Origin of the sequence: Microcoleus sp. bin48.metabat.b7b8b9.023, assembly GCF_013299185.1 — a bacterium.
Classification (GTDB): Bacteria; Cyanobacteriota; Cyanobacteriia; order Cyanobacteriales; family Microcoleaceae; genus Microcoleus.
The window spans coordinates 76,511-103,265 of record NZ_JAAFKG010000021.1 but is presented as its reverse complement, the minus strand read 5'-3'; the positions used below and the strand labels follow the sequence as shown (position 1 = coordinate 103,265).

At 45.7% G+C, this 26,755-nt stretch carries 20 protein-coding genes; 14 read left to right on the top strand and 6 right to left on the bottom strand.

Annotated features, from left to right (window positions below; all coding sequences use genetic code 11):
* The first annotated feature begins 528 nt into the window (after positions 1 to 528).
* Entirely contained in the window at positions 529 to 6,462 is a 5,934-nt protein-coding gene (locus QZW82_RS14345; protein ID WP_293149220.1) for a Calx-beta domain-containing protein, read from the top strand.
* Between the two features lie 195 nt (positions 6,463 to 6,657).
* On the opposite strand, the gene rlmN is transcribed toward QZW82_RS14345, so the two are convergent.
* Positions 6,658 to 7,770, bottom strand: a complete 1,113-nt coding sequence (gene rlmN, locus QZW82_RS14340) for a 23S rRNA (adenine(2503)-C(2))-methyltransferase RlmN (RefSeq protein ID WP_293149218.1) — start codon at positions 7,768 to 7,770, stop codon at positions 6,658 to 6,660.
* Between the two features lie 339 nt (positions 7,771 to 8,109).
* Here rlmN and lgt point away from each other — a divergent pair, with 339 nt between their 5' ends.
* The 3 genes from lgt (at position 8,110) to QZW82_RS14325 (ending at position 10,917) form a co-directional block, all read left to right on the top strand.
* Positions 8,110 to 9,003: a prolipoprotein diacylglyceryl transferase gene (lgt, locus tag QZW82_RS14335; RefSeq protein WP_293149216.1), complete on the top strand. Its 894-nt coding sequence runs from the start codon at positions 8,110 to 8,112 to the stop codon at positions 9,001 to 9,003.
* Positions 9,004 to 9,125: 122 nt separating this feature from the next.
* The gene (cobM, locus tag QZW82_RS14330; RefSeq protein WP_293149214.1) at positions 9,126 to 9,920 is read left to right on the top strand and encodes a precorrin-4 C(11)-methyltransferase; all 795 of its coding nucleotides are present in this window, start codon (positions 9,126 to 9,128) and stop codon (positions 9,918 to 9,920) included.
* Between the two features lie 160 nt (positions 9,921 to 10,080).
* Positions 10,081 to 10,917, top strand: a complete 837-nt coding sequence (locus tag QZW82_RS14325) for a dienelactone hydrolase family protein (RefSeq protein WP_293149212.1) — start codon at positions 10,081 to 10,083, stop codon at positions 10,915 to 10,917.
* Positions 10,918 to 10,984: 67 nt separating this feature from the next.
* Here the strand turns inward: QZW82_RS14325 and QZW82_RS14320 are convergent, their stop codons facing one another.
* Entirely contained in the window at positions 10,985 to 12,184 is a 1,200-nt protein-coding gene (locus tag QZW82_RS14320; RefSeq protein ID WP_293149210.1) for a glycosyltransferase family 87 protein, read from the bottom strand.
* 286 nt (positions 12,185 to 12,470) lie between these two features.
* Between QZW82_RS14320 and QZW82_RS14315 the strand changes: the two genes are divergently transcribed.
* Positions 12,471 to 12,953, top strand: coding sequence for a flavin reductase family protein (locus QZW82_RS14315; protein ID WP_293149208.1), 483 nt, complete (start codon positions 12,471 to 12,473; stop codon positions 12,951 to 12,953).
* Between the two features lie 42 nt (positions 12,954 to 12,995).
* Here the strand turns inward: QZW82_RS14315 and QZW82_RS14310 are convergent, their stop codons facing one another.
* Entirely contained in the window at positions 12,996 to 13,568 is a 573-nt protein-coding gene (locus QZW82_RS14310) for a peptidase C15 (RefSeq protein WP_293149206.1), read from the bottom strand.
* Between the two features lie 663 nt (positions 13,569 to 14,231).
* Here QZW82_RS14310 and hisH point away from each other — a divergent pair.
* Positions 14,232 to 14,867 carry an imidazole glycerol phosphate synthase subunit HisH gene (hisH, locus tag QZW82_RS14305; protein ID WP_293149204.1) on the top strand — a complete coding sequence of 212 codons (636 nt, stop codon included), beginning with the start codon at positions 14,232 to 14,234 and terminating at the stop codon, positions 14,865 to 14,867.
* Positions 14,868 to 15,191: 324 nt separating this feature from the next.
* Here the strand turns inward: hisH and QZW82_RS14300 are convergent, their stop codons facing one another.
* A complete protein-coding gene (locus tag QZW82_RS14300) occupies positions 15,192 to 16,514 on the bottom strand; it encodes an NB-ARC domain-containing protein (RefSeq protein ID WP_293149202.1) in 1,323 nt (440 codons plus the stop codon).
* A gap of 335 nt (positions 16,515 to 16,849) precedes the next feature.
* Here QZW82_RS14300 and QZW82_RS14295 point away from each other — a divergent pair, with 335 nt between their 5' ends.
* From QZW82_RS14295 to hpsO, 8 genes are all read left to right on the top strand, one after another.
* On the top strand, positions 16,850 to 17,635 hold the full coding sequence (locus tag QZW82_RS14295) for a CHAP domain-containing protein (RefSeq protein ID WP_293149200.1): 786 nt from the start codon (positions 16,850 to 16,852) through the stop codon (positions 17,633 to 17,635).
* A gap of 131 nt (positions 17,636 to 17,766) precedes the next feature.
* Positions 17,767 to 18,183, top strand: coding sequence for a hypothetical protein (locus QZW82_RS14290; RefSeq protein ID WP_293149198.1), 417 nt, complete (start codon positions 17,767 to 17,769; stop codon positions 18,181 to 18,183).
* Between the two features lie 98 nt (positions 18,184 to 18,281).
* Positions 18,282 to 18,425: a hypothetical protein gene (locus QZW82_RS14285; protein WP_293149196.1), complete on the top strand. Its 144-nt coding sequence runs from the start codon at positions 18,282 to 18,284 to the stop codon at positions 18,423 to 18,425.
* 505 nt (positions 18,426 to 18,930) lie between these two features.
* The gene (gene rsmD / locus QZW82_RS14280) at positions 18,931 to 19,473 is read left to right on the top strand and encodes a 16S rRNA (guanine(966)-N(2))-methyltransferase RsmD (protein WP_293149194.1); all 543 of its coding nucleotides are present in this window, start codon (positions 18,931 to 18,933) and stop codon (positions 19,471 to 19,473) included.
* Between the two features lie 267 nt (positions 19,474 to 19,740).
* Positions 19,741 to 21,201, top strand: coding sequence for a phosphoglucosamine mutase (gene glmM, locus QZW82_RS14275; protein WP_293149192.1), 1,461 nt, complete (start codon positions 19,741 to 19,743; stop codon positions 21,199 to 21,201).
* Between the two features lie 373 nt (positions 21,202 to 21,574).
* Complete coding sequence (locus QZW82_RS14270) at positions 21,575 to 23,233, top strand: hypothetical protein (protein WP_293149190.1); 1,659 nt, start codon at positions 21,575 to 21,577, stop codon at positions 23,231 to 23,233.
* Between the two features lie 18 nt (positions 23,234 to 23,251).
* Entirely contained in the window at positions 23,252 to 24,226 is a 975-nt protein-coding gene (gene hpsN, locus QZW82_RS14265) for a hormogonium polysaccharide biosynthesis glycosyltransferase HpsN (RefSeq protein WP_293149188.1), read from the top strand.
* A 71-nt stretch (positions 24,227 to 24,297) separates the two neighbouring features.
* Positions 24,298 to 25,467, top strand: a complete 1,170-nt coding sequence (hpsO, locus tag QZW82_RS14260) for a hormogonium polysaccharide biosynthesis glycosyltransferase HpsO (protein WP_293149186.1) — start codon at positions 24,298 to 24,300, stop codon at positions 25,465 to 25,467.
* 48 nt (positions 25,468 to 25,515) lie between these two features.
* Here hpsO and QZW82_RS14255 read toward each other — a convergent pair whose 3' ends face one another.
* Entirely contained in the window at positions 25,516 to 25,641 is a 126-nt protein-coding gene (locus QZW82_RS14255; protein WP_293149184.1) for a hypothetical protein, read from the bottom strand.
* 375 nt (positions 25,642 to 26,016) lie between these two features.
* Positions 26,017 to 26,646 (bottom strand): DUF3455 domain-containing protein, encoded by a 630-nt coding sequence (locus QZW82_RS14250; protein ID WP_293149183.1) that lies wholly within the window; start codon positions 26,644 to 26,646, stop codon positions 26,017 to 26,019.
* Between the last annotated feature and the right edge of the window lie 109 nt (positions 26,647 to 26,755).

Sequence of the window (26,755 nt, the reverse complement as noted above, 5' to 3'; positions counted from 1 at the left end):
GGACTCGTAAAATCTGGGCTTCTCGCTCTAAAATCGTCATGGCAAATTACGGGAAATGGCGGTACCTTCTCGTTTTAGCGGCTTTTCATCGCTCCTGTCATCTCCGCGAATAATTCATGACACTAGCGGTTAAACGCTTGTAGAGTTTGTTATAATATCATGTCATCGCGCACAAACACAATCAAAAAGGTTCGTAGTGAGGACTTTAGTCCGCATAAATTCAGAGGACTAAAGTCCTCACTACGAACCAATTTTACCTAACACGAAAAATCTACTATTCAACCTCAAAAAGGTTCGTAGTAGTAGGGTGCGTCAGATCGTAGGTTGATTTTTGATAAAATCATGCACTCTGACGCACCCTACGGCTTAGAAATAGATTTGTTGTAATTGGACACAAAATATGCTAGATTATTTTGACCTTATAATTATTAACTGTTACTTAAATAAACAGTTACTATCTCTTAACTTTCAGCTAGTAGTATCTGTCTTTGGGAGTGAAAACTGGCGCAAACTACGGGAATAAGTGTTATGGCAGCAAAGTTAGTGATTTCGGGCTACATGGCAAATCCAGCCGGTACAGATAGCCCCTATGAATATTTGCAGGTAATTGCTACAGAGGCGATCGACTTTGCAGCGACTCCCTACACGGTGGTGTGGTCAAATAATGGAACTGCACTGGCCAACGGATGGGTTAGCGGGACTGCTTTAACCTACGGTTTCAGCATTAATTCAGGTACTCTTGCTAAGGGTCAAGTTGCCTATGTCGGCGGTTCTGGCAGACTAATTAACGGTATTGGCACTACAGATATTTCTGCGGCAAATTGGCTAAAAACTATCAATACTAGCACAACTGCGGGTGACGGTTTTGGAACTCTCAACACTGGCGGGGTACTCGGAAATGGAGGTGCTAATGCTGACGGGATTGCGATTTTTGATGTTCCGGTTGCCAGTATTACTAGCACAACTGTTCCCGTTGATGCTGTATTTTTTGGCACCGGTGTAGGGACGGCAAATCCGGCGACTGGCGGTTATGTATTGCCAACAAATGATATTTACAGCAATGCACAAGGGACTTTTGGGGATGGAACTAATATAAAGCTTTTTCCCGATCCGGCTGGCGGCGCGTTTACCAAGTTAACTGGAACTTACAATGCGGTTACGGGTACTTGGACGACTCCGCGCACGGCTGCGACTGTAACTAATCCTACTGCACTTACAGATATTGCTGCGGCTTTGACGATCGCCTCTACAACTCCTTTACCCGATTTAACTATCGCCAGCAGCGCCCCTGCGACAGCGACGGTTAACACTCCCTTCAACTACACGCTGACTTTAACTAACAGCGGTACTGCTGCTGCTACAGGAGTTAGCGCTAAATTTACTTTACCTGCGGGCGTTACTTACAATTCGGCTAGCGGTACCGGTTTTACTGCGACTCAAGCAGCGGGAGTTGTTACTTTTACCGGCGGTGCGATCGCCGCTGGTGGCAATGTTCCCCTTACAATTAACGTTACTCCTACTGCTGCGGGTACTGTTAGCAGTACGATAGGTGCGGCAGTTGCAGATCCCGGAAGTGCGATCGCCGAAAGCAATGAAACTAACAATTCCTCGACTACCGCCGTCACAACAACAGTCACAACAACTACTAATACTCCACCGACGATCGCACCGAGTGCAGCTTCTACATTTTTAACTGTTCCTAATTTGTCCGGTGTCATCAACGATCCGACGGATCCGGCTAAGAATTTCGGGATTAACTTTACTTTAGGCGATGCGGAAACTGCTGTTGGAAATCTGACATTAACCGCAACCAGCAGCAATACTGCGGTGGTTCCCAACGCTAATTTAACTATCAGTGGAACTGGCGCAAGTCGCAATCTGAAAATTAATCCGGTGGGTGTCGGTTTTGCCGATCTAACTGTTACTGTAAGTGACGGCACAAGTACAACATCTACTGTTCTGAAATACGCCGCTTCTGCTGCTTCGGGAACTCCGACAACCAGCCGTTTTCTGACTGGAACAAGCGATGCGAGTACGGCGATCGCGATCGACTCCAATTATATGGTAGTCGCTGATGACGAAGACCAAACAATTCGTTTGTACGATCGGGCAAATTCCGGTTTACCAGTCAAAACCTTTGACTTTACCAACTCTCTCGGCTTGACGGATATCTCCGGCGGTATTCCCAGAGAAATTGATATCGAAGCTTCAACCCGCGTCGGTAATAGAATTTACTGGTTGGCTTCCCACAGCAACGCTAGCGGTGGCAATTTGCGCCCGAATCGCTATCGGTTGTTTGCGACGGATATTTCCGGTAGCGGCGCGACAACTAATCTGACTTTTGCTGGTAAATACGACAACCTCCGCAACGATTTGATCGCGTGGGGAAATACGAATGGTTTCAATTTTACTGCTAGCGCGGCTGCGGGCAAAATCCCAGAAGCTACTACCCTAGACGGTTTCAATATCGAAGGTTTGACCCTTGCGCCCAACGGTACTACTGCTTACGTGGCATTCCGCGCGCCGCAAGTTCCCACAAGCGATCGCACTAAAGCTTTGATCGCACCGATTACTAACTTCACCGAGTTAGTAACAGCAACAGCGACTAGCGCCATGATTGGTGCTCCGATTCAACTAGATTTGGGCGGGCGGGGGATTCGCAGTATCGATCGCAATGCTAACAACGAATACCTCATTGTCGCCGGCCCTGCCGACAGCGCTACGGGGACTGCACCGAAGGATTTCCGGTTGTACACTTGGACTGGGAATGCTGCTGATGCGCCTCAAGTGCGATCGGCAAATTTGACAGCTTTGAATGCAGGCGGTAGTTTTGAATCCATCGTCGAAGTGCCAAGTAACTTAACCGATAGCAGTCAGATTCAACTATTAGTTGATAACGGCGACAATCTGTGGTACGGCGACAATGTAATCTCGAAAGAACTGCCCCAAGATAACTTCCAAAAATTCCGCAGCGATATCGTAACTTTGGGAACTTCTCCGGTTCGCATCCGCAACATTCAAGGTGCAAGTCACACATCACCTTTAGCCACTCAAACTGTTAGCAATGTTCCCGGTGTAGTAACAGCGCTAATTGCTACTGGTAGCAGTCGCGGCTTTTATATGCAAGATCCAACAGCCGACACTGGGGCTAATCCAAATTCGACATCGGAAGCGGTTTTTGTATTCCTAGGAAGTTCGACAATAGCCAATCCTACTGTCGGACAATCGGTACAAGTAACTGGTCGAGTTGACGAATTCCGCCCTGCTAACAACGCCACCAATCTGACAACTACCCAAATTAACGCTACGGTTGCTGGGGCTGCGGTAGGTGCGATCGCCTCTTTAGGAACAATTACTCCAACTGTCATCGGTACGGGCGGCCGCATTCAACCGACAACCTCGATTCAAAACGACTTCACCGCTACTGCTGGAAATGTCGAAACAGGCGGCGATTTCGACCCGACAACGGAAGGCATCGACTTCTACGAAAGTTTAGAAGGAATGCTGGTGCAAGTCAACAATCCCGTAGTTGTCGGCCCCACAAACGAGTTTGGCGAATTCTACGTTTTGCCGGATAACGGTGCGAATGCTACGGGTAGAACGAGTCGCGGTGGGATTGCCGTTTCTGCAACTGATTTTAATCCCGAACGCATTCAAATTGACGACACTTTGCTGAATCCGCCCAGCAATACCAGCTTGTCACCTGCTACTAATGTTGGGGACAAATTAAACGCAGTTACAGGCGTTATCGGCTACAGTTTCAGCAATTACGAGCTTTTAAATACCGCTCAAATTCCTCAAACTAGCGTTACATCCGGCGGCTTGACTAAGGAAGTGACCAACTTAACTGGAAGTGCCAGCCAGCTAACAGTTGCTACTTTCAACGTCGAGAATTTAGACCCCAGCGATACTGCCAAATTCCCCGCAATCGCCAACCGCATTGTCACCAATCTCAAAAATCCTGACATTATCAACGTTGAGGAAATTCAAGACAACAACGGCGCGACTAATGACGGTGTAGTTGCGGCGGATATAACTTACAACACCTTAATTGCAGCAATTAAAACAGCGGGCGGCCCGACTTATGAATTCCGGCAAATTAACCCGGTAAACAACCAAGACGGCGGCGAACCTGGTGGCAATATTCGAGTCGGATTCTTGTTCAATCCCAGCCGCGTTACATTTGTCGATCGCGCTGGCGGCACTTCCACAACCGCAACCACGGTTAACAACGTCAGCGGCGCGCCCGTACTGTCAGCAAGTCCGGGCAGAATTGACCCGACTAATGCAGCATTTAATACCAGCCGCAAGCCTTTAGTCGGTGAATTTACATTCAACGGCCAATCGGTATTTGTGATTGCGAATCACTTCAACTCCAAAGGCGGCGACCAACCGCTTTTCGGCCCCACCCAGCCGCCTGTTCTCACCACCGAAACTCAGCGCCTGCAACAAGCACAAATTGTCAACAATTTTGTGGATAGTATTTTGGCAGTCGATGCCAATGCGAATGTAATTGTGGCTGGAGATTTGAACGATTTCCAATTTTCCGAACCGCTGAATGTTATCCGGGGAATTCCCGGCGGTACTGGCACTGCTGTCCTGCAAAACTTAATCGAAACTCTGCCGGAAAACGAGCGCTATACTTACAATTTCCAAGGCAACGCGCAGGTGCTCGATCACATTTTAGCTAGCAATAATTTAGCTAAAAACTTAGCCGGATTTGATGTGGTTCACATCAACTCAGAATTTGCCACCCAAGACAGCGATCACGATCCGAGTGTCGCCCGGTTTAACATTGCCTTACCGACTGTCACTATTACTGCGACAGACGCAGCAGCAGCCGAACAAAGTGCAAATCCGGGTACTTTCCGCATTGCGCGATCGGGCAGTACCGCACTGCCGCTGACAGTCAATTATACAACTGCTAGCGGTACGGGTTTTGCCACCAGCAATGATTACACGCCGAATTTAACGGGTAGCATTATCATTCCGGCTGGTCAATCTTTTGCGGATGTTACTATTACCCCAATTGATGACAGCATTGTGGAAGGTAGCGAGGCTGTGAAGCTGACTTTAGTCGGTACGGCTGCTTACAATTTGGGGGCTGCTGGTACTGAAACTGCGACGGTGGCGATCGCAGATAACGACGTATCAGTCATACCAATACCGGGAACTTTTAATTTCAGCAACGCCACTTACAGCGTTAATGAAAACGGCGCAACCCAAACAATTACGGTTAATCGGACAGGTGGTAGCAATGTTTCCGCCTCTGTCAGTTACGGCACTGCTGACGGTAGCGCCACCGCTGGAAGTGACTACACTGCAACATCGGGTACGTTAAACTTTGTCTCTGGTGAAACTAGCAAAACTTTCACTATTCCGATCGCCAATGACACCTTAGTCGAAGGTAATGAAACTGTCAATCTCAGCTTGACAAATGCCACAAATAATGCTGTTTTGGGCAATCAAAAAACGGCGATTTTGACGATCGTCGATACGACGGCAACGCCCACACCAACGCCCACACCAACGCCCACACCAACGCCCACACCAACGCCCACACCGGATCTAACCTGCATTGGCGATCGCATTGAACGACCAAACCTCGATCGACTAAATCCAGTCGATAATATCATCAACGGCAATTCCGGCATCATCATTGGTACTGCCAAAAATGACGGTTATATTGGCAGTAACACTCCCAATATATTCGATGCCAAAGCAGGTAACGACAACCTGATTGGTGGGAATAGCGCAGACATTTTCAACGGCAACGAAGGTAACGATTTTATTGATGGCAAGGGCGGCAACGATATCCTGTTGGGAGGCAAAGGAAACGACATCATTATTGGCGGTTTTGGTAAAGATGTTATTTTCGGGAATCAAGGAAACGATTCACTTAACGGGCAAGAAGATGATGACTTAATCTTGGGCAATGAAGGTAACGATTTTATCGACGGCGGCAAAGGAAACGATACTTTGTTCGGCGGAAACGGTCAGGATTTAATCCTAGGCAGCGAAGGCAATGATACTCTCTTTGGAGAACTTGGGGACGATACTTTGTCTGGCGATGCCGGAAATGACCTAGTTTATGGGGGTCAAGGCAATGATTTAATTGACGGCGGTAAGGGCAATGATTCGATTTATGGAGACAAAGGTAACGATACACTTCTCGGTTGCGAAGGCAGCGATATTTTGTTTGGAGGTTTAGGCAACGACAGCTTGATTGGCGGTTTGGGCAATGACATATTTGTCGTCGGAAACAATCTCGGACTCGATATTATTTCCGATTTTGTGAAAGGCGAAGATGTGTTAGGATTGTCTGGTGGATTGAGTTTCAACCAATTGAAAATCAGTCAGAGTAATAACAATACTTTGATTGAGGTGAATGGAATTGCGATCGTCTCTTTGATCGGAGTTAATGCCTCGCAAATTGGTGTTAACGATTTCAGAACAATTTAAGCACAGTAAAAAGATGCCCCCGATTCTATCGCACTTGGGCAAAGGTACGTTGTTGGGCTTTAGCCCTCTTTCCTAATATTAGCAAAGAGCGCTGAAGCGCAACTACGTACCTAATTGTCTGACGACAATAAAACCGCGCTGTCAGAGGACTAAAGTCCTCACTACGAACCAATTTTACATAACAGTAAAAATCTACTATTCGACCTCAGAGGCCCGCAATTGTCCGCAGGCGGCATCTGCTTCTAAGCCGCGAGAATACCGCACGCTAACTGCTATTTTCTTTTCCTTCAAAACGGTAACAAATTGGTTAATTCGATTGGGAGTTGGCCGCTGATATTCAGCTTCCTGAATCGGATTGTAAGGAATCAAATTGACGTGACACTGAAAACCGCGCAACTGACTTGCTAACTCGGCGGCGTGTTCTGGTAAGTCATTTACATTAGCTAAGAGTACATATTCAAAGCTTAACCTGCGGCCGGTCGATCGCACGTATTCGCGGCATTCTGCCATTAACTCACCCAAAGGATAAGGATGGGCGCTGGGAATCAACTCTTCGCGCAGTCTTTGATTGGAGGCGTGGAGGCTGACAGCCAGGGTAACTTGCAGTTGATGTTCGGCTAGTTGAGTGATTCGATTGCGAATTCCGACTGTGGAAATGGTGATGTTGCGCTGTCCAATTCCGACATCTTGATTCAAACACTTGACAGCAGCTACGACATTATCGATATTCAGCAGGGGTTCGCCCATCCCCATAAATACGATGTGGCTGACTCGGCGGCCGAAATCTTGCTGTACTGTCAAGACTTGATCGACGATTTCGTGTTTTTCTAAGTTGCGCTTGAAACCGCCTTTGCCCGTAGCGCAAAAGTCGCAGCCCATCGCACAGCCAACTTGGGCTGAGACGCACACTGTCAGCCGTTTTTCGGTGGGAATGCCGACGGTTTCAATGATTTGACCGTCTGCCAATTTTAAGAGATACTTGACGGTGGAGTCTGGTGCGACCGATCGCAAATGAATAGTCGATCGCCCGATCGGAATTTTAGCAACAGTTTCGCGCCATTGTTTAGAGAATACCGAAATTTCAGAGAGCGATCGCGCGCCTCTCTCATAAATCCACTGATACAACTGCTTCCCGCGATAAGCAGGTTGCCCATTTTGCTGTACCCACTCCGTTAACTCAGCCAAATTCGCGCCCAACAACGGCGGAATTTTACCAGACTCAACAGCCAAAGCATCAGTCTTGCGAGACTGATTCGCATCCCTGGAATTACCAGAAGAGTACACCTGAGAAACGGAAGTAGGAGACATAGGTCATCAGAAAATTTAAAACCACCCTCTATATTAAAACTTCTCGACCAAAACTGCCGACAATCCTCCAGAAGGCGAAGTCTCGATCCCCCTAAATCCCCCTTAAGAAGGGGGACGAAAGAGAATAATCCGGTTCCCCCCTTGTTAAGGGGGGTTAGGGGGGATCTTATTGTGGACTCACAAAGAAAACTCCTGACACAAATACCCGCAACAAAGTTAATTTTGGCCAAATTCCCCAAATATTGCGTGTAAATGACCGCAGTCACCTAAAATAAACTCTGTAGTTTGTGAAAGGGTATGCAAATTTGACAGCTTTCCACCACAATTAATGCAATTTTCATGGTGCTAAATATTCTTGCGCTGCCCTTAGGCTTTCAATTTACATCCCCGGGCCCGATTATCTTTCAACTCGGCCCCTTAGCCGTTCGTTGGTACGGGCTGTTGATAGCTTCTGCCGTCTTGATTGGGGTCACTCTGTCCCAATATTTGGCAGAAAAACGCCGCGTTAACCCGGAATTGCTGGGCGATTTAGCAATTTGGCTGGTTCTGGGCGCTATTCCCTGTGCTCGAATTTACTACGTGGCTTTTGAGTGGCAGCAATACGCCCAGAGGCCTGAAGATATTCTGGCAATTTGGAAAGGTGGAATTGCTATTCACGGCGCAATTTTGGGAGGCACGATCGCAGCTTTGATTTTTGCGAAAATCCAGCGAGTTTCTTTTTGGCAATTGGCAGATTTAATCGCGCCTTCGGCAATTCTCGGTCAGGCGATCGGACGTTGGGGAAATTTCTTTAACTCGGAAGCTTTTGGAAGTCCTACGGATTTGCCCTGGAAACTCTATATTCCGGCAAACAGTCGCCCGATCGCCTATGCTAATTTTGAATACTTCCATCCCACTTTTCTCTACGAATCTCTGTGGAATTTGACAGTATTTGGGTTGCTGCTGACTTTGTTTTTCCGCGACTTGCAGGGCAAAATTAGATTGAAAACTGGTGCTTTGTTTTTGGTTTATATCGCTGCTTACAGTTGCGGTAGAGTCTGGATTGAAGGGTTGCGAACTGATAGTTTGATGTTCGGGGCGCTGCGGACGGCGCAGATGGTAAGCTTGACTGGGATTGTTTTAGGTTTGGGCGGGTTGGCTTGGCTTTATTTGCTCGATCGACCTTTGCCAGATGTTGTATCAGCCACGGGCGATCGCACAAAGGTTGATCCCAAATCCCCAGAAGATCAATAAAAAACCCCAGAGACGTTAGTCTCTAGGGTTCAAAACCAGGGTGCATCTACCATCCCTTACTTCCAACCCAAATAGGTGCATCCGGAAACGTCGGTAAATTTAGCAAATTTTTTTTATCAGCAATGAGTTTGACAGAGATTCAATCCCTAATTCCAGGCGTATACATTGTAGGTGCAGGCCCGGGAGATCCGGATTTGTTGACTGTTAAGGCTCAAAAACTACTGGCCCAGGCCGATGTCATATTATTTGCCGATTCCCTTGTCCCAGAGCAAATTTTAGAGGGGGTGCGCGCGGATGCTGAAGTTATCCAAACGGCAGATAAGACTCTCGAAGAGATTGTACCTTTGATGGTCGATCGAGTGCGAGCAGGCAAAAGCGTCGTCCGACTGCATTCGGGGGATCCCTGTCTCTACGGTGCAGTCGGCGAACAAATGCACGCTTTAGCGGAAGCGGGAATTGCTTTTGAGGTAATTCCGGGAATTAGTGCTTTCCAACTTGCGGCGGCTAAACTTAAAATTGAGTTGACAGTTCCCGGAGTTGTGCAGACAATTATTTTGACCAGAATTAGCGGCAGAACTGAAGTACCAGAACGTGAAGAATTAGCTAGTTTAGCGGCCCATCAAGCGAGTTTGTGTCTGTATTTGAGCGCGCGACACGTCGAACAAGCTCAAGCTAAGTTGATGGAACATTACCCTTCTGATTTGCCTGTGGCGATTTGTTATCGCTTGGGCTGGCCCGATGAGAAAATTGTGCTGGTTCCCCTTGACAAAATGGCGATCGCCACTCGCGAACATAATTTGATCAGAACGACGATGTATGTGATTAGTCCGGCTTTGGGTAAAGAGGCCCAAGGGCGATCGCGCTTGTACCATCCAGAGCACGATCGGCTGTTTCGTCAGTTGACAGTTGACAGTTGACAGTTGTCAGTTGGCAATTGGTAGGGGCGGTGGATGGTGCGTGCCCGCCCTCTTCGTTGACATTTGACAGTTGACAGTCATTGGAAGAAATTATCAATTATCAATTATCAATTATCAATGCCCGATGCCCAATGCCCCCATTCCCCATTCCCCATTATCTATGAAAGATTTAACTCGCAGACAATTTATCACTGTCACCGCATTAACCGCCGGATTTGCCTTAGCAGTTCATCCTATTTCTTTGGCAACTATTACCACAGATACAACGAATTTAGTTGCAGGTGAAGTCAAAATTCCCGTGAAAGATGGGCAGATTCCAGGATACAGAGCAATGCCAGCTAGCGGTAGCAATTTTCCAGTAATTTTAGTAATTCAAGAAGTCTTTGGAGTGCACGCCCACATTCAAGATATTTGCCGCCGTTTAGCTAAATTAGGTTATTTGGCGATCGCCCCAGAGATGTTTGCCCGTCAAGGTGATGTTTCTAAAATCACCGACATTCAAGAAATTGTCAGTAAAGTTGTCTCGAAAGTTCCCGACGCTCAAGTCATGTCCGATTTAGATGCTACCGTCGATTGGGCGCAAAAGTCAGCCAAGGGCAATATTGATAAGTTAGGAATTACCGGATTTTGCTGGGGTGGCAGAATTGTCTGGCTGTACGCAGCCCACAACCCGAAAGTCAAAGCTGGTGTGGCTTGGTACGGGCGTTTGGCGAGCGCTTCTGGGCCTTTGACTCCCAAACAGCCGATCGACCTTGCCGCAACTTTAAAAGTGCCAGTATTGGGGCTTTACGGCGGCAAAGATGAGTTAATTCCCAACGATACAGTCGAGAAAATGCAGCAACTTCTCAAAACTGGTAGCAGCGGTTCCGAAATTGTGCTTTATCCAGATACACCCCACGGTTTTAACGCCGACTATCGCCCCACTTACCGGGAAAAAGAAGCCAATGATGCTTGGAAAAAGCTGCAAGATTGGTTTAAAAAGCATGGAGTTGTTTGAGAGTTTTGACCAAGGGAGTCAGCCAGTTGACAGTTAAAAATATTGTCACTGGTAACTCGACCCAAAATCAAGCAATTTCTTGTTGCAATCCCTCACTCGATTTAGATTTCATGCTGAATAGAACAACACCAACTACTAGAATTAAAACAACAATTGTTCTCCAGTGAATCAAAAAAGGCAAACCCGCTGCTAAAAATATCCGTCTCGGAAAAAAGAGCAGAAAAACTAAAGCAATACTGCTGAGCAAAGCTTTGCGGTTATTGCTGCAATACAGCCACAGCGAAGTCAGAATCGGGAACAAACCTACATAATCGTAAACGTGAGTATATCCCAGAAAGGTGAAGGATATACCCATCAGCAAAGCCAACACATCTTCGCGATTAATTCTATTGCGAAACACCCACAGCACAACCGCTAAAATTACTGCCACAATCTTGATAGCCGGTACCTTCAAGCCTAAAGAAGCGAAAAGACTTTCCATACCAACTTTATCTTGAAACCCCGGTTGATTGAAAGGCAAAGAACTATAGCTGTCTAGAATTCCTTGATGCCATGCTGCCAGCATCCCAACTGGCCCGCCGTACAGCACCAATGGGTAAGCGCTCATAATTATAACCGTTGCGAAGGCTACAGCTAATATTTTCCAGTTACGTTCTAGCAAAAACCAAATACCCAGCAATAAGCATAGTTGCGGTTTAAAACTGGCTATACCCAAACAGATTCCTGCCAATACAAATTTTTGCCGTTGGCTGAAGAACCAAGCAGCCATTGTCCCGGCAAAAGCCATCAAAGAAGTTTGACCCATCCACACAACGTGGGCAGTGAATGGGTTGCCAACAATCATCGCAGTCATCACCAAACTGCCGAGTTGATTTTGACTGTTATTTTGATGTTGGTTGATGGTGCGAACTGTCATCGCAATAATAGCTGCGATTGAAAGCAAGTTGAGTAATAGCCAAACAAACTTGGCAATAGGGTAATCGAAAAGACCGACAAACATACAAAACACGGCTGATTGAGGAGGATAAAAGAAAGCCGCATCTTTTAGGTTGTCAATTTCTTTTATTGTCGCTACACTTTGAGTCAGCATACCGTGGTTGTAAGCATTTAAACCTTTCAGCCAAGCACGTCCGGCAGCGTAAAGGACACCACCGTCAGCATTTAGCTTGCCGTCTCTGCCAATCCCTATTATGCCGAAACAAATTAGAGATAATATACTGACTGCTACAAGACCTAAACCAAAGTTCCGTTTAAACGATTCTGTCATCGAATTATCTCCGGTTTTGTTAAGTAATTGAGTGACTGCGTTTAGATTCTAAGATTAATAGCTAAAGTCTTAACATAGTATATAGTTGGTTGTCAAAACATCGGAAAAACTCAATTTAAGTTAATAAAAATAAATATTGTGGCAAGCATAAAATTTGGTTGTGAAAAAACTAATATTGGCAATCTCAACATTCTCGGTGTGGCGCATCGCCCTTAAGACAGTTGGGTTTGTGGACGGGACATTGGTAAACTGGGCGGTGTAGAATTATCGATCGACAGGTAAGCCCGTGCTAGACGAACAAGCTAAAAAGACCCTCCTCCGCAAAATCCCTCACGGATTGTACATTTGCGGTGTCAAAGACGGGGAAGAAGTCAACGGTTTCACCGCTAGCTGGGTGATGCAATCTTCCTTTACCCCTCCCTTAGTCGTCAACTGCGTCAAGCAAGATTCCAAATCCCACGCCATGATCAAAGCCAGCGGTGTGTTTGCTTTGAGTTTCCTGGAAGCTGGACAAAAAGAGTTAGCCCAGAAATTCTTCAAGCAGCAGCGCCGCGTTGGCAATAAATTTGAGGATGTAGAATTTTATCTAGGCGCCGAAACAGGTTGTCCGATTATTTCGGATACTCTGGGTTACATTGAGTGCAATGTTGTTGGTGCTGTGGAACACGGAGATCACACGGTTTATGTCGGTGAAGTTATCGGCGCCGGTGTTCATCGCGAGGGCGATCCGTTGCTATTAGAAACCACAGGCTGGAATTACGGCGGCTAAAGAGTTGGCAGTTGGCAGTTGGCAATAGTCAGTTGTCAGTTGTCAGTTGATCTGTGGTAGGGGCGGTGCCCCCGTGCCCGCCCTCTTAGTTGTCAGTTGAGAGTGGTTAATTGTTAGGCGATTGACAATAGATAAAAAATCGCCGACAATTTTGTCAGAATTTTCTAATGTTAAAATTGGCACGTGGACGAAAATACATTTAGCGGGAAGTTGAGCATTGCGAATATGTTTTAAAACTGCGTAATAGAGAGCTTCACAAACATATTTTCCGGCTTCGTGACTGATTTCGGTGGTGCATAAATCAGCGACTAGCGGTTCGAGATTGACTTTTGTTTTCAGAATGTCTGTATCGCAGCAAGCGCAGGATTCTACGGTTAATTTTTGCCGGCTTTCGGCCATGCCGCAGCAGATAATAATGTCGGGTTGGATTTTGTTGATTTGGGCGATCGCCAAATTCGGCGCTTCCTGAAAATCTACGGGCAGTTTTCTCAAATAAGTTAGCGAATCAGGCAAAGATTGAATTCTAGAAATTTTGGCTAATAAATCGTCGGAAGAGTTCGACTTCTGATGGGAAAGCCAAGTATTAAATGAGGTCAGCAGGATTTTGTTAGTCATATAATGTCCTCTGTATTAAGTGCGATCGAATAGGTTGGTAGTTAGGTTCGTAGTTAGGTTCCTAGTTAGGTTCGTAGTGAGGACTTTAGTCCTCTGAATTTCTGCGGACTGAAGTCCGCACTACGAACCTTTGTTCCTAGTTAGGTTCGTAGTGAGGACTTTAGTCCTCTGAATTTCTGCGGACTGAAGTCCGCACTACGAACCTTTGTTCCTAGTTAGGTTCGTAGTGAGGACTTTAGTCCTCTGAATTTCTGCGGACTGAAGTCCGCACTACGAACCTTTGTTCCTAGTTAGGTTCGTAGTGAGGACTTTAGTCCTCTGAATTTCTGCGGACTGAAGTCCGCACTACGAACCTTTGTTCCTAGTTAGGTTCGTAGTGAGGACTTTAGTCCTCTGAATTTCTGCGGACTGAAGTCCGCACTACGAACCTTTGTTCCTAGTTAGGTTCGTAGTGAGGACTTTAGTCCTCTGAATTTCTGCGGACTGAAGTGTCCGCACTACGAACCTTTGTTCCTAGTTAGGTTCGTAGTGAGGACTTTAGTCCTCTGAATTTCTGCGGACTGAAGTCCGCACTACGAACCTTTGAAGTCCTGGCTACGAACCTTTGTTGTTGGTAATTTTGTGCAATAATAGTTCTATTAATAATATAAGGCAAGTAAGTCAATGTCTGTCATTGCAGTAGTAGACTATGACATGGGCAATCTGCACTCGGTCTGTAAAGGCTTGGAAAATGTGGGTGCAGTGCCAACAATTACCGATTCTCCGGCTATCATCGAGCAGGCTGATGCGGTGGTTTTGCCGGGTGTGGGTTCCTTCGATCCGGCGATGCAGCATTTACGATCGCGCAATTTGATAGAACCGATAAAAAGTGCGATCGCCTCTGGAAAACCTTTTTTAGGCATTTGTTTGGGTTTGCAAATGCTGTTTGACAGTTCCGAAGAAGGTACGGAACCAGGTATGGGAATTATTGCCGGAAAAGTGCGCCGATTTCGATCGGAACCTGGGTTGACCATTCCGCACATGGGATGGAATCAATTAGAATACACTCAGCCGAATTTGCCATTGTGGCAAAATCTCTCACCTCAACCTTGGGTTTATTTAGTGCATTCTTATTATGTCGATCCGGTTGATTCAACAGTAAAAGCTGCGGTGGTGACGCATGGAAGCCAAACTGTGACGGCGGCTGTAGCTAAAGACAATTTGATGGCCGTACAGTTTCACCCGGAAAAATCTTCGACTACGGGATTGCAAATGCTGTCAAATTTTGTCAGTCTGGTGAGGACAAAAGTTGCTGCTTAGGTAATAGATATCTCGCAAAATGTCTATTAAATCCAGGTACGTAGTTGCGCTTCAGCGCTCTTTTGGGGATATCGGAAAGAGCGCTAAACCCCAAATTACGGACTTCTTAACACAGTCAAAAATATGTTGACTATCAAACGTCGGAAAGAGCGCTTAAGCGCAACTACATACCTCAATTAATTTTAAAACCTGCGGAAAGAGCGCTTAAGCGCAACTACATACCTCAATTAATTTTAAAACCTGCGGAAAGAGCGCTTAAGCGCAACTACGTACCTGCTTTTTTTGCAAAAGGTGTATAGCAATCCTTATCGTACCAGCTAATACCTATCGCTCGATCGCATATTTCCTCACCACTGGCTGTAAAGTGAAAGCGACATTACCGCTGACTGTGATTTTCTCAATTAGCGATCGCCATCCCAGAGATTCCAGCGCTTCCATCAAATTCGATGTTTTAACCGGTTCAGCAAGTCCGCCGCGCAATTGAGCTAGATCCATTGGTGTTCCCGCAGCAGCCAACTGCTTGATTACATCTTTTTCTAACACGGAAAGTCGCTGAAATTGCTGCGATAAAATATGGTTGATTTGACCTAAAAATACGGTATTTTCTCTGATAAACTCTGAAGTTTTACCGTTAAATAGCTCTAAAATCATTGCTGAAACAATCCTCAGGGCTAAAGGATGAGCAGCATAACAGTCAATCAATTCGTCCCATTGTTTTTCTTTAATTAAGCCTCTTTCTGTCAGAATTTCTCGCGCTGCCATATTGTCTAAACCTGTGAGTTTATAAGATCGAACGGGACGAGTTTGACCTTCCAACATGGCTATGTCTCTGGATTTTTCCGCACTGGTAAGCAACAAACAGCTTTGATGGTTGGATTCTCCTATTTGTCTGAACAGCCTTTCGTAATCTTCGTAGCCCGATCGATATTTGCCAGCCAAACCCCCCGTATCTAAGATCGTTTCCACGCCGTCAAGCACAATCAAACAGCGGTGCGCTTGCAAATGCTCAATCAGAACGGAAATCCCGTCGCCGAGGTTTTCCGGCAGTTTTTTGCCCTGATAGTCGCAGATAAATTGAATTAAGCCAGCCGCCAAATCTTGACAACTCGGCTGATTCGACAAACTCCGCCAGATGACAAAATCAAACTCGTGCTGAATTTGCTTGGCTAATTGCGCGCAAAGTGCAGTTTTACCAATTCCGCCCATCCCGAAAATCGCAACTAACCGACAGCGATCGATCGAAATCCATGTTTTCAACACGCCCAATTCTTCGCGGCGGCCGCAAAAACCCGAAATATCCGGCAATTCGCTGCAATTTTGCCGGGTTTGAGGAGTGGGCGCGGGCGCGAGATTGCCGGAAATATCCCCCGAAGTGCGATCGTCAGCTTCGAGTCGCAACCCAAAAGCTGCAAACAAACTCTCCATTTTGGCTGTGTCAGCGGGGGCTCGCCGGTTCAATATATTAGACACCGTATCCGTCGAGACGAAAGACGGAGAATTTCGATTAAGTCCAGGATCGGTTTGTTCAGAGATGGTTTGCAAGCTGGGGCGATCGGGAAATTTGAGGTAAATTGCGTTCCAGATTTTATTCCATCCTTTGTCTGTAAGTATTCTGCCGCGATCGCGCCTTGCTTTCGGTAAACTCATTTTGATTTTTTATTTTTGATTTTATATGTAGAGTGCGTCAGCAATGTGGGATGGGCGTCCCCCCCGTCAGCAATCTGGAATGGGCGTCCCGCCCGTCATGTGGGATGGGCGTCCCGCCCGTCCGTCGATCGACTCAGCACTTAAGGGAGTTAACAAACTCCGTTACTTAAATCTTATAGCGCCTGTAACCCTTTCCGAACAAAGCTCGATCGCAATATTTCCACCGATACTTAACTCCTGGTTTAACTCCCGCTTCTTCGGTTTCAGTTTTTTTGCGGTTCTGCGAAAGTATCAACAAGTCAAGCAAAAAACCGCAAACAAACGAGACATCAACCATGAAATTATTTACTTCTTCCTCCAAAATTTCTCTAGCTTTGTTCACTGCTTTCGCCGCCGCCAGCACTGTTGTAACTGCGAGTTTATCCAACATCAAACCAGCCGCAGCATCATCATTTTGTCAGTGCGTACATTACGCAAACAATCGCTTTCAACTGCGTCCTCCCTATGTTTGGAGTGCCAAAGATTACGGTTCGGTTTTGCAACGTAACGGCTTCACCCAAGTTAGCCCTCAAGCCGGTGCTGTCGTTGTTATGCAGCCTTCATTCCCACAAACACACCCCGAACACGGACATATTGGAGTAGTAGAAAGAGTTAACGGCGACGGCAGGATCGCCGTTCGAGGTACCAACCAAGGAAACAACGGTTTGTTCGGGGAATTTAACTGTGGCAATGTCAACGTTACTAACTTTGGAACGTCTGTTAACGGCCGTCGCGATGTCTCGTTTTGGGTGCGTGGAAACAACTCGAATCCCGGACAGCAGCCTGTTCAGCAGCCTGTTCAGCAACCGCAAAACGGGTTCCGTCAAGCTAATTTTCCAGCTTGGGTAATGTCTTCTAACGGTATTACTTTGCGGAACAGTCCGAGGCTGGGCGATCGCAGCAATCAAATGGTACGTTTTCGCCAAAATCTCAATTTTGACGGCTGGACTTACGGCGAAGTTGTCAACGATTTGCAATTGGGAACTCCTGATGCTCGCTGGTACAAAATTGCTGGTACAAATTTCTGGGTTCCCAGTGCTTATGTTAACGGCAACGCACCCAATTCTCGCCCCATGCCTTAGTTCTCGGCTGCATCTATCTATTCACCAACACTTTAACTTTTAGATTTTAGTTGAATACCAATACTCATCTGCAAATTCAATCTAAAATCTAAAATCCCAAATCTAAAATTACTTGACAAGGAAGACAAACCATGATTGCTCAATACCAACTGCAAAAAGGATTCGGAAAACTAGCTATTGTCGGAACGCTGTCTGTAATGGCGATCGCATCAAGCGCCGAAATGAGTTTAGCAATTCCCCTGAGACCAATTCTCCGCCGCGCTGTTGAAGGCATCTTGGGAATTCCATCTAATCCTCAAAATCTCCCAGAAAATCAACAGCAATTTCCCCAAGGAACTGCTGGTGCTCCTGAAACTTTTCCCGGAAATGCTGCACCTCAATATCCCGGACAACCGAATCAACAGCCAATTTATCAACAACCAACATATCCACCTGCACCTGGATATCCGCAACCAGGTTATCCGGTTTATCCACAACCTTATCCTGCTCCTGTACCGGCATCTCCTCCGGCCCGGCAAACCCAACCGGTGATTATCAACAACTTTTGATAGTTGTTATTCCCTAGGGCAATCCCCGGTGGTTGCCCAAACTTGGGAATTAATTACCAATTACCAATTACCAATTACTAATTACCAATTATAAATTTATGAATACTCCTACTGTTTCGTTTCCGGTTAAAGTGGTGTTAGTCTCGCTCGCAGTCAGCAATGCTGTATTGTGTGTCAAACAAGCCCAGGCACCAGTTCCTGAATCTAATCAAGCAGAAAATACTGTCAAATCTGGGTTTTAAATGATACAATTTTCCCAAAAAGTTGACCTGTGACAGTAGTAGGGGCGGTGGATGGTGCGTGCCCGCCCTCTTAGGAGCGCAAATTAAATAATTTACACTCTTGAAAGTGGGATGGGCCCAAAGAACCCGTCCAGAAATAACGGGCTCTTTGGCCCCATCCCACAAAAAATATCAAATTGTAAGTTATTTAATTCTCATTCCTAATATCGTTTCCGGTTGTATTGGTATTGTTTAAACAGTTAAATGTTAACAGTCAAGGCTATAGCAATCCTCAATCATTTTCATAGTTATTATAGGAGTTGTTTAAAATCCCGGTTGCCCCGATAGATAGGGGGTAGGCACGGGGACACTACCCCTACAAATCTTCATGAATCATTTAGGATTGCTATATAAGATTGTCCATTGAATGCGAGAGATTTTTAATGGCGACGCACCCTACAAATACTTTTACATCCGTTACATCCGTTACAGAATCCGTTGCCGAACTTCCTTCTTCCTTCTTCTTATGAGTATCAGAATCTATGGCAACCGTCAAATCAAAACTCTGCCGGGATTGGCAACTCGCCCGACTCTGGCGCGAGTCAGAGAGGCTTTATTTAATATTTGGCAGGGATCGATCGCAGATTGCAAATGGCTTGACATCTGTACCGGTAGCGGCTCGATGGGAGCAGAAGCCTTGTGTCGCGGGGCTTCCAGTGTCACCGGCATCGAACAGTCGGCGAAGGCTTGTGCAATTATCCGCGAAAACTGGGAGAAAATAGCAGACGAGTCTCAAGTATTCCAGATATTGCGGGGAAATGCGATCGCCAAATTAGCCTCACTATCACCACAGCAGTTCGATCGCATTTATTTCGATCCGCCCTACGCCAGCGACTTGTACGAACCTGTGTTGAACGCGATCGCCAGCCAAGAAATGCTAGCACCTGATGGCGAAATCGCGATCGAACACAGCCCGGAGCGATCGACCCAACCGATTCCCGGCCTAGAAATTTGCCGACACAAAGTATATGGGAATACAGCCTTAACTTTCTATACGCACAGTTGGTGACGGACTCAAAAGGCATCAGGATCGTCTCAAATCCGTGTGGAAGCGTCCCCAAGGGCGATCGCTACGATCCTGTTGGCACGCTCCATCAAAGTTTGTCCTTGAGATAACATACAAATTTTTCTGAAGAAGTTAAACTTGCTCCGTAGCTTGTCAAAGCAAGTTTTCTGAGAAATCCTCGAAATAAATTAACTTTACGCTGAAAAAAAGATCTTTCAGTTGTAACATGAACTGCAAAGTGTGAGTGTGAATATTCCTAAAGGAGTGAATATGGTTCAGACACCTTCGCGCCATCGCGGCAGCGAGTTTTCGGCTACTAACTCGGTACAACCAGTCAAACGCGATACGATTTTGCTGGGAAATACCCTCTCCCTGCCCAATACAAAACTTTTCGGCACAGACGGAATTCGCGGGAAAGTTGGAGAATTGCTGACTGCACCCCTAGCGCTGCAAGTTGGATTCTGGGCTGGGCAAGTTTTACGCCAAAATGCCCCCAACCAGGGCCCTGTGATTTTGGGACAAGACAGCAGAAATTCCAGCGATATGCTGGCAATGGCACTGTCGGCTGGTTTGACAGCCGCCGGTTTGGAAGTGTGGAATTTGGGATTGTGCCCCACTCCCTGCGTTGCTTATCTGGCAAGCATTTCGCAGTCTGTGGGCGGAGTAATGATTTCGGCTAGCCACAATCCCCCAGAAGATAACGGGATTAAGTTTTTCGGCCCCAACGGGTCAAAGCTGTCTCAGCATTTACAGGAACAAATCGAAGCGGGAATCCGAGGGGCTAAGGTTCCGATTGCTAGCTTGGCTTTGGGGCATCACTACCACCGCCCAGAGTTGATTAAAGATTATGCTACTTCTCTCTCAGATTCGCTGCAACAGATGAATTTGCGGGGAATGCGGGTGGTTTTGGATTTGGCTTGGGGGGCTGCTGCTGGTTTGGCGCCGGCGGTGTTTGAGCAAATGGGGGCGGATGCGATCTGTTTGCACAATTCTCCTGATGGATCTCGCATTAATGTTAACTGCGGTTCCACTCATCTCGACAGTTTGCAAGCGGCGGTTTTGGAACACAATGCCGATTTGGGATTTGCTTTTGACGGCGATGCCGATCGAGTTTTGGGTGTTGACAACAAAGGTCGATCGATTGACGGCGATTACATTCTTTATCTGTGGGGCCAGCAATTGCGCGCCTCCGAACAGTTACCGGATAATTTAATTATTTCTACTGTAATGGCTAACCTGGGCTTCGAGCGAGCTTGGGAAGAATTGGGGGGCAAACTAACTAGAACAAACGTCGGAGATCAGCACGTTCATGCTGAAATGCAGCGCACGGGTGCAATGTTGGGCGGCGAACAGTCGGGCCACATTCTTTGTCCGCATTTCGGTATCAGTGGCGATGGTTTGTTGACAGCTTTGCATATAGCTTCGCTGGTGCGTGAGTCCGGGGAATCTTTGTCACAATTGGTAAGTGACAGTTTCCAAACATATCCGCAGTTGTTGGTAAATGTGCGGGTGGACGATCGCGAAAAACGCCTAAAATGGCACGAGTGCGAACCCATGCAAAAGGCGATCGATCGCGCTAAAACCGCAATGGGAGAACAGGGACGGATTTTGGTTCGCGCTTCTGGCACTGAACCGCTAATCAGAGTTATGGTGGAAGCTGCCAGCGCCGACTTAGCTAATTTCTGGACTGAAAATTTAGTCTTAGCCGTTCAGCAACACATCGCTATCTGAAGGAAGAGTTGACAGTTGACAGTTGACAGTTGGAAAAAGTGATAGGGAATAAGCCTTCCGAAAGTATCAACTTAAGTCTGAAATCCTGTGTATCTCTCTAGGTACGTAGTTGGGCTTTAGCCCTCTTTAGATATACGCCTAAAGAGGGCTAAAGCCCAACAACGTACCTACGGAGGGGTTAGGTGGGATCTAGGTTTCGGCGATCGACATTAGGCAAATACTAGGCTTGAGATTGAGTTGACACCAATGGTGAGAATCATCTAGTAAAATATAGGGATATTGAAACCACTTTTTACTTCTTGTTAACTCAGACTTGTTGCCTCTATAATAGAGCGCTAACTTCTTCTTTCTTCAATTCCCCATTTCTGATTTTATGAACAGCAAATCAATTAAAAATGGGCGGTTACACCAAACTTGGTTAAAATTTTTAATTGTCGTCATATTAATAACGGGGATATTTTTTAGATTTACAAACCTCGATCGCAAAGTCTACTCCTTCGACGAATCTATCACCTCGCTGCGAATTTCTGGCTACACCTGGACGGAAATGGTACAGCAAGATTTTCAAGGAAAAACAATTAGCGTTCAAGATTTGCAGCGGAAATACCAGCAGATAAATCCCGAAAAAAGTTGGTTGGATACAGTTAAAGGTTTAGCTACAGAAGAACCTCAACTACCGCCGCTATATTTTATTTTAGCCCGATTTTGGGTGCAGTGGTTCGGCCCGGAAGTGGCAACTGTCAGAAGTCTTTCAGCTTGGATGAGTTTGTTGATTTTTCCCAGCGTTTATTGGCTGTGTTGGGAATTATTTCGCTCTGCGCGTGCGGGATGGATGGCTGTGACAATCGTGGCTGTGTCGCCTTTTCACGTCTTGTACGCGCAAGAGGCAAGGCCGTATATGATGTTTGCTGTCCTCGTCTTGCTGTCGAATGCCATTCTGCTGCGGGCGATCGCCCTACAAAAATCTACCGCCACATTTAAATCTACATTTAAATATACATCTAAATCTACATCTAAATTGAGCCAAGCCGTTTGGTTGATTTATGCGATCGCCCTGACTGTAGGACTCTATTCTAGTTTATTATTTTTTTTAGTAATATTAGCCCACGGTATCTACGTAATTATAACTGAAAATTTGCGGTTTCGCCAAACATTAATTGCTTATTTACTAGCTTCAGCGACAGCAACACTCATTTTCGCCCCTTGGATTTTCGTATTAGTTAATAACTCGCCCAGAATCGCTGCAACAGTAGGTTTGCCCCATCTTTCTCTTTCGCCCCTATCTTCACTTAAACCTTTATTTATTATTACCTGTAGAATTTTTATTGACACCCATTGGGCAGGTGGAATCATCAAATTAGGTTCTGGCAATACTACTACTGATTCAATCAGACTGATTGTAGCAGTTCTATTAATATTAGCGATCGCACATTCAATCTATTTGCTTTGCTACTCAACTCCCAAACGAGTTTCGCTGTTTGTCTTGACAGCAATCGGAATTACAGCGATAGTATTAATAGCAGTGGGAGGCGTTGCCGATCGCTATCTAGTTCCCTATATTTTAGGAATCCAGCTAGCTGTTGCTTACCTCTTTACCGCTAAAATTGCCACCGCCAACAATCCACGACAAAAACTCTGGCAGCTCGGTTTAATAGCCATAATATCGAGTGAAATAGTTTCTTGTGCAGTTAGCTCGCAGTCACAACTTTGGTGGAACAAGTATCCTTCCAGCACTAAACACAATCCAGCAATAGCAGCGATTGTCAATCAAGCCCAAAAACCTTTAGTGATATGTCACGGAGGCAACAACATCACCGGAAAAATACTGTCTGTCAGCTATTTGCTGAAGCCACAAGTAGAGCTTTTGCTAGCAGTGAAACCCGAGCAAGTTAAAATTCCCGACGGTTTTAGCGATGTATTTCTCTACAGAAGCACCGAGCTATTACGATTTGAACTAGAAAAAGTGCAAAAATATAAAATCACACCAATTTACAAACCGGGCGATGTGTGGCTTTGGCGTTTAGAGAAATAATGAAAGTGGTAACTGCGAATGATGATTTCTGTTGTGATACCTACCTACAACCGCGAGCAACCCCTGCGAGAGACATTGGCTGACGTGATTCGGCAAAATTACCCAGATTTTGAAGTGCTGGTAATCGATCAAACTCGCACTCACGAATCGGAAACTGGAGTTTATTTAGAGGAATTGGCAACTGCGGGGAAAATTCGGTGGTTTCCGGTAGATTGGGCGAGTTTACCGGGAGCTCGAAATTATGCAGTGCGGCGCGCTGTGGGAGAGATTATTTTATTTATTGATGATGATGTACAATTGCCGGATGGTTTTTTGGCGGCTCATGCTGGCAATTATTTAGCAAAACCGGATGTGGGATGTGTGGCGGGCAGGGTTTTTGACAGAATGAAACTCGGTAATTCTGGAGGCGATTTGACGATCGACTTTTTGCCCCCAGAAGCCATGGATCCGGGCATTGCTTGGTATTTTATCGATTTGGTGCATACGGTACAACCGCAGCAGGTACTCTCGGCTAGAGGCTGCAATATGTCGTTTCGGCGGCAGGTTTTTACCGAGTGGGGTTTGACGTTTGACGAGCGGTTTGTAGGGAGTGCGGTGCGGGAGGAGTCGGATTTTTGTTTGAGATTGCGATCGACTGGCATGAAAATTTGGTACGATCCCAGTGCTTGTTTAGTTCACTTGGGGGAAGAAAGCGGCGGATGTCACGATGTCAGCACGCGATCGATCGAATATCAAATCACATTTTATCACAACCACTTCCTCATGGGATTGAAAAATTTAACCGTCTTTCAATGCCTGCGATTTTTTGCCAAACTTTTTGACTGCCACGTTTTGGGGAAGCCGCCTTGTCATAAAAGCCGATCGCCCATTAAAATCATTATTCGACTTAATTTTTATATCCTCGGCTTGATTAGCGCCCTCCATACACTCATCAAATCGCTCTGGAATGACGGACAAATTTACACAAATCAAGACAAAATCAACCCTAAATAATTTATGAATTAATTCCCAATGCCCCATTCCCAATGCCCCATTCCCAATGCCCCATTCCCAATGCCCAATAAATGAGAATCCTCGTTGCCAGCCACACCTATATAGTTGACATAAATCGGGAAAAATTCAAAATATTAGCCAACCTAGAACCCGATATAGAAGTAACAATTGTAGTGCCGCGACGCTGGAAACCCGGAGGCGTACAAAATAAAATCATCGAAACCAAATTTTATCAAGAAGACTCATTTAAAATAGTTCCCATCTCCAACTTCAGTCAAAACAATCAAGGATTGCTAACATTTGGTACAGATATAATTAGACTTTTACAGGAATTCAAGCCGCAGATTATCCAAGTCGAACAAGGTTCAAAATCCCTAGCCTACAGCCAATTAATTATACTCAACAAATTACTCAGACTCCAAGCAAAAAATATATTATTTACCTGGTGGAACCTATCCTATGAATTGAAATGGCCTATTTCTGTATTAGAAAATTGCAATCTTCAGAATACCGACGGAATTATTGCCGGCAATTTAGATGGCTCTAAAATTTTGTACCAGCGGGGCTACACAGGTGCGATGGCAGTAATGCCCCAACTAGGAGTAGACGAAAAATTGTTTGTGCCTGCTGCTAAAGATATTGAGCTGTCCCGAAAATTCGGCATTAAACCAACAGATTTTGTGGTAGGATTTGTAGGGCGATTTGTCGAAGAAAAAGGACTGCTAACTTTAGCTGAAGCATTAGCAGGATTGAAACAACTTTCTTGGAAGTGGTTGTTAGTAGGACAAGGAAAATTGCGATCGCACCTGGAACAAAAATGTATAGAATGGGGCATCAGCGATCGAATAATCTGGGTAGAAAGCGTTTCCCATGAAGAAATTCCACCTTACATGAACTTAATGAACTGTTTGGTATTGCCCTCGCAAACCAGCTATAAATTCAAAACTTTGACTACCGTGGGCTGGAAAGAACAATTTGGTCATGTTTTAATTGAAGCGATGGCTTGTAAAATCCCGGTTATCGGTTCCGATTGCGGCGAAATTCCCCACGTTATCGGCGATGCCGGGTTAGTCTTCCCCGAGGGAAATGCAGGGATTTTGCGAGATTGTTTGCAGCAATTGATGGAATCGCGGGATTTGGCTGTTGATTTGGGCGATCGGGGTTATTATAAAGTTATGACAAGTTATACAAATCAAGCCTTAGCCGAGCAGTTATTAGATTTTTACAAACAACTTTTGTAGCAGAAGGTAGAAGTTGTAGGGTGTGTCGCCATGAAGAAAAATTCCTAACTACATATCAACAATCTCATAGCGACGCACTTGGCTTATTTGTATCAATTCCGGTTGCACCGAAATGATGTTGACACTTGACAGTTGACACTTGATTTTTAATACCATTTTTGTGTGAAGCTGCATAGAATCTGATCCCCCCTAACCCCCCTTAATAAGGGGGGGACAAGAGTTACTCAAAGTCCCCCTTCTTAAGGGGGATTTAGGGGGATCCGGATATGTGCAACTTCACATTAAATTGGTATAACGCTTTAAACAATACCGATGCAACCGGAAACGATTTAATACCAATTTTCAACAAATAACAGTATTCTTGTCCCCCCCCTGATTCATGGGGGGGCTAGGGGGGGGGTCGAAGAGTGTTGCACAATGTTAGATAAATGGTATATAGCGGTTATCAGAAAGATGAGGTACGTTGTTGGGCTTTAGCCCTCTGAGTTTACTGGTTTTGCAAACTGTCTGTTATACCTCATCTTTTTGAGAAAGGCTATAACAAGGGTATTACTTGGCAGCAAAGAAGTAGTAATCTGCTGTGTAATCCACGCGGGTAGTGCTATTTTGTTTTGAAGAATCGCATCCGGTAGCTGGGGCTTTGCCACCTTTAGTATTCACGCGCTGGATGTAGGTAACTTTGCTAAAGAAGCCGTTACCTTCATTGCTTTTGGCACTTAGTAGCACCCAAGGAATGGTAGTGCGATCGGGCGAATCTACACGTTCTTTTACTTCGCCAACGACTTTACTCTTGTCTTTAGTATACTCCCAAGTTGGGCCACCGTAATGTTTGCCAACTAATGCACCACTTGCATTAAATAAATCAGCTTCCGGTGCTTTTAATGTCCATTCAAATTGAGTGCGATCGCCAGTTTTGGGTTGACACACGTAAATTTGCACGCCTTTGGCTGACACTTGGGAGACCAAAGTATTACCAGCAGGGACTTGTAGCTTTGCCGGCACGTCAGGAAGCTTTTCATTCGTGTCGCTGGGAGTGGGATTCTGTGCGACGGTTGTGGCTGATGCTGTTGCCTGTAATGGCGATACTTCGGCGGTAGCGGCTGCATTGGTTGTCGGATAACCAATGGCGGCTAACATCGAAATTGCGATCGGCATCAATGAGAGAGATTGTTTAGCCATTTTTGATTCAACTCCTAAAGCTACTTAAAAATGAACAGTCATTTTTGGTATTCTCCATGATTAATCTTTCTCGATCGTATCACAATCAATGAGAGAGATTGTTTAGCCA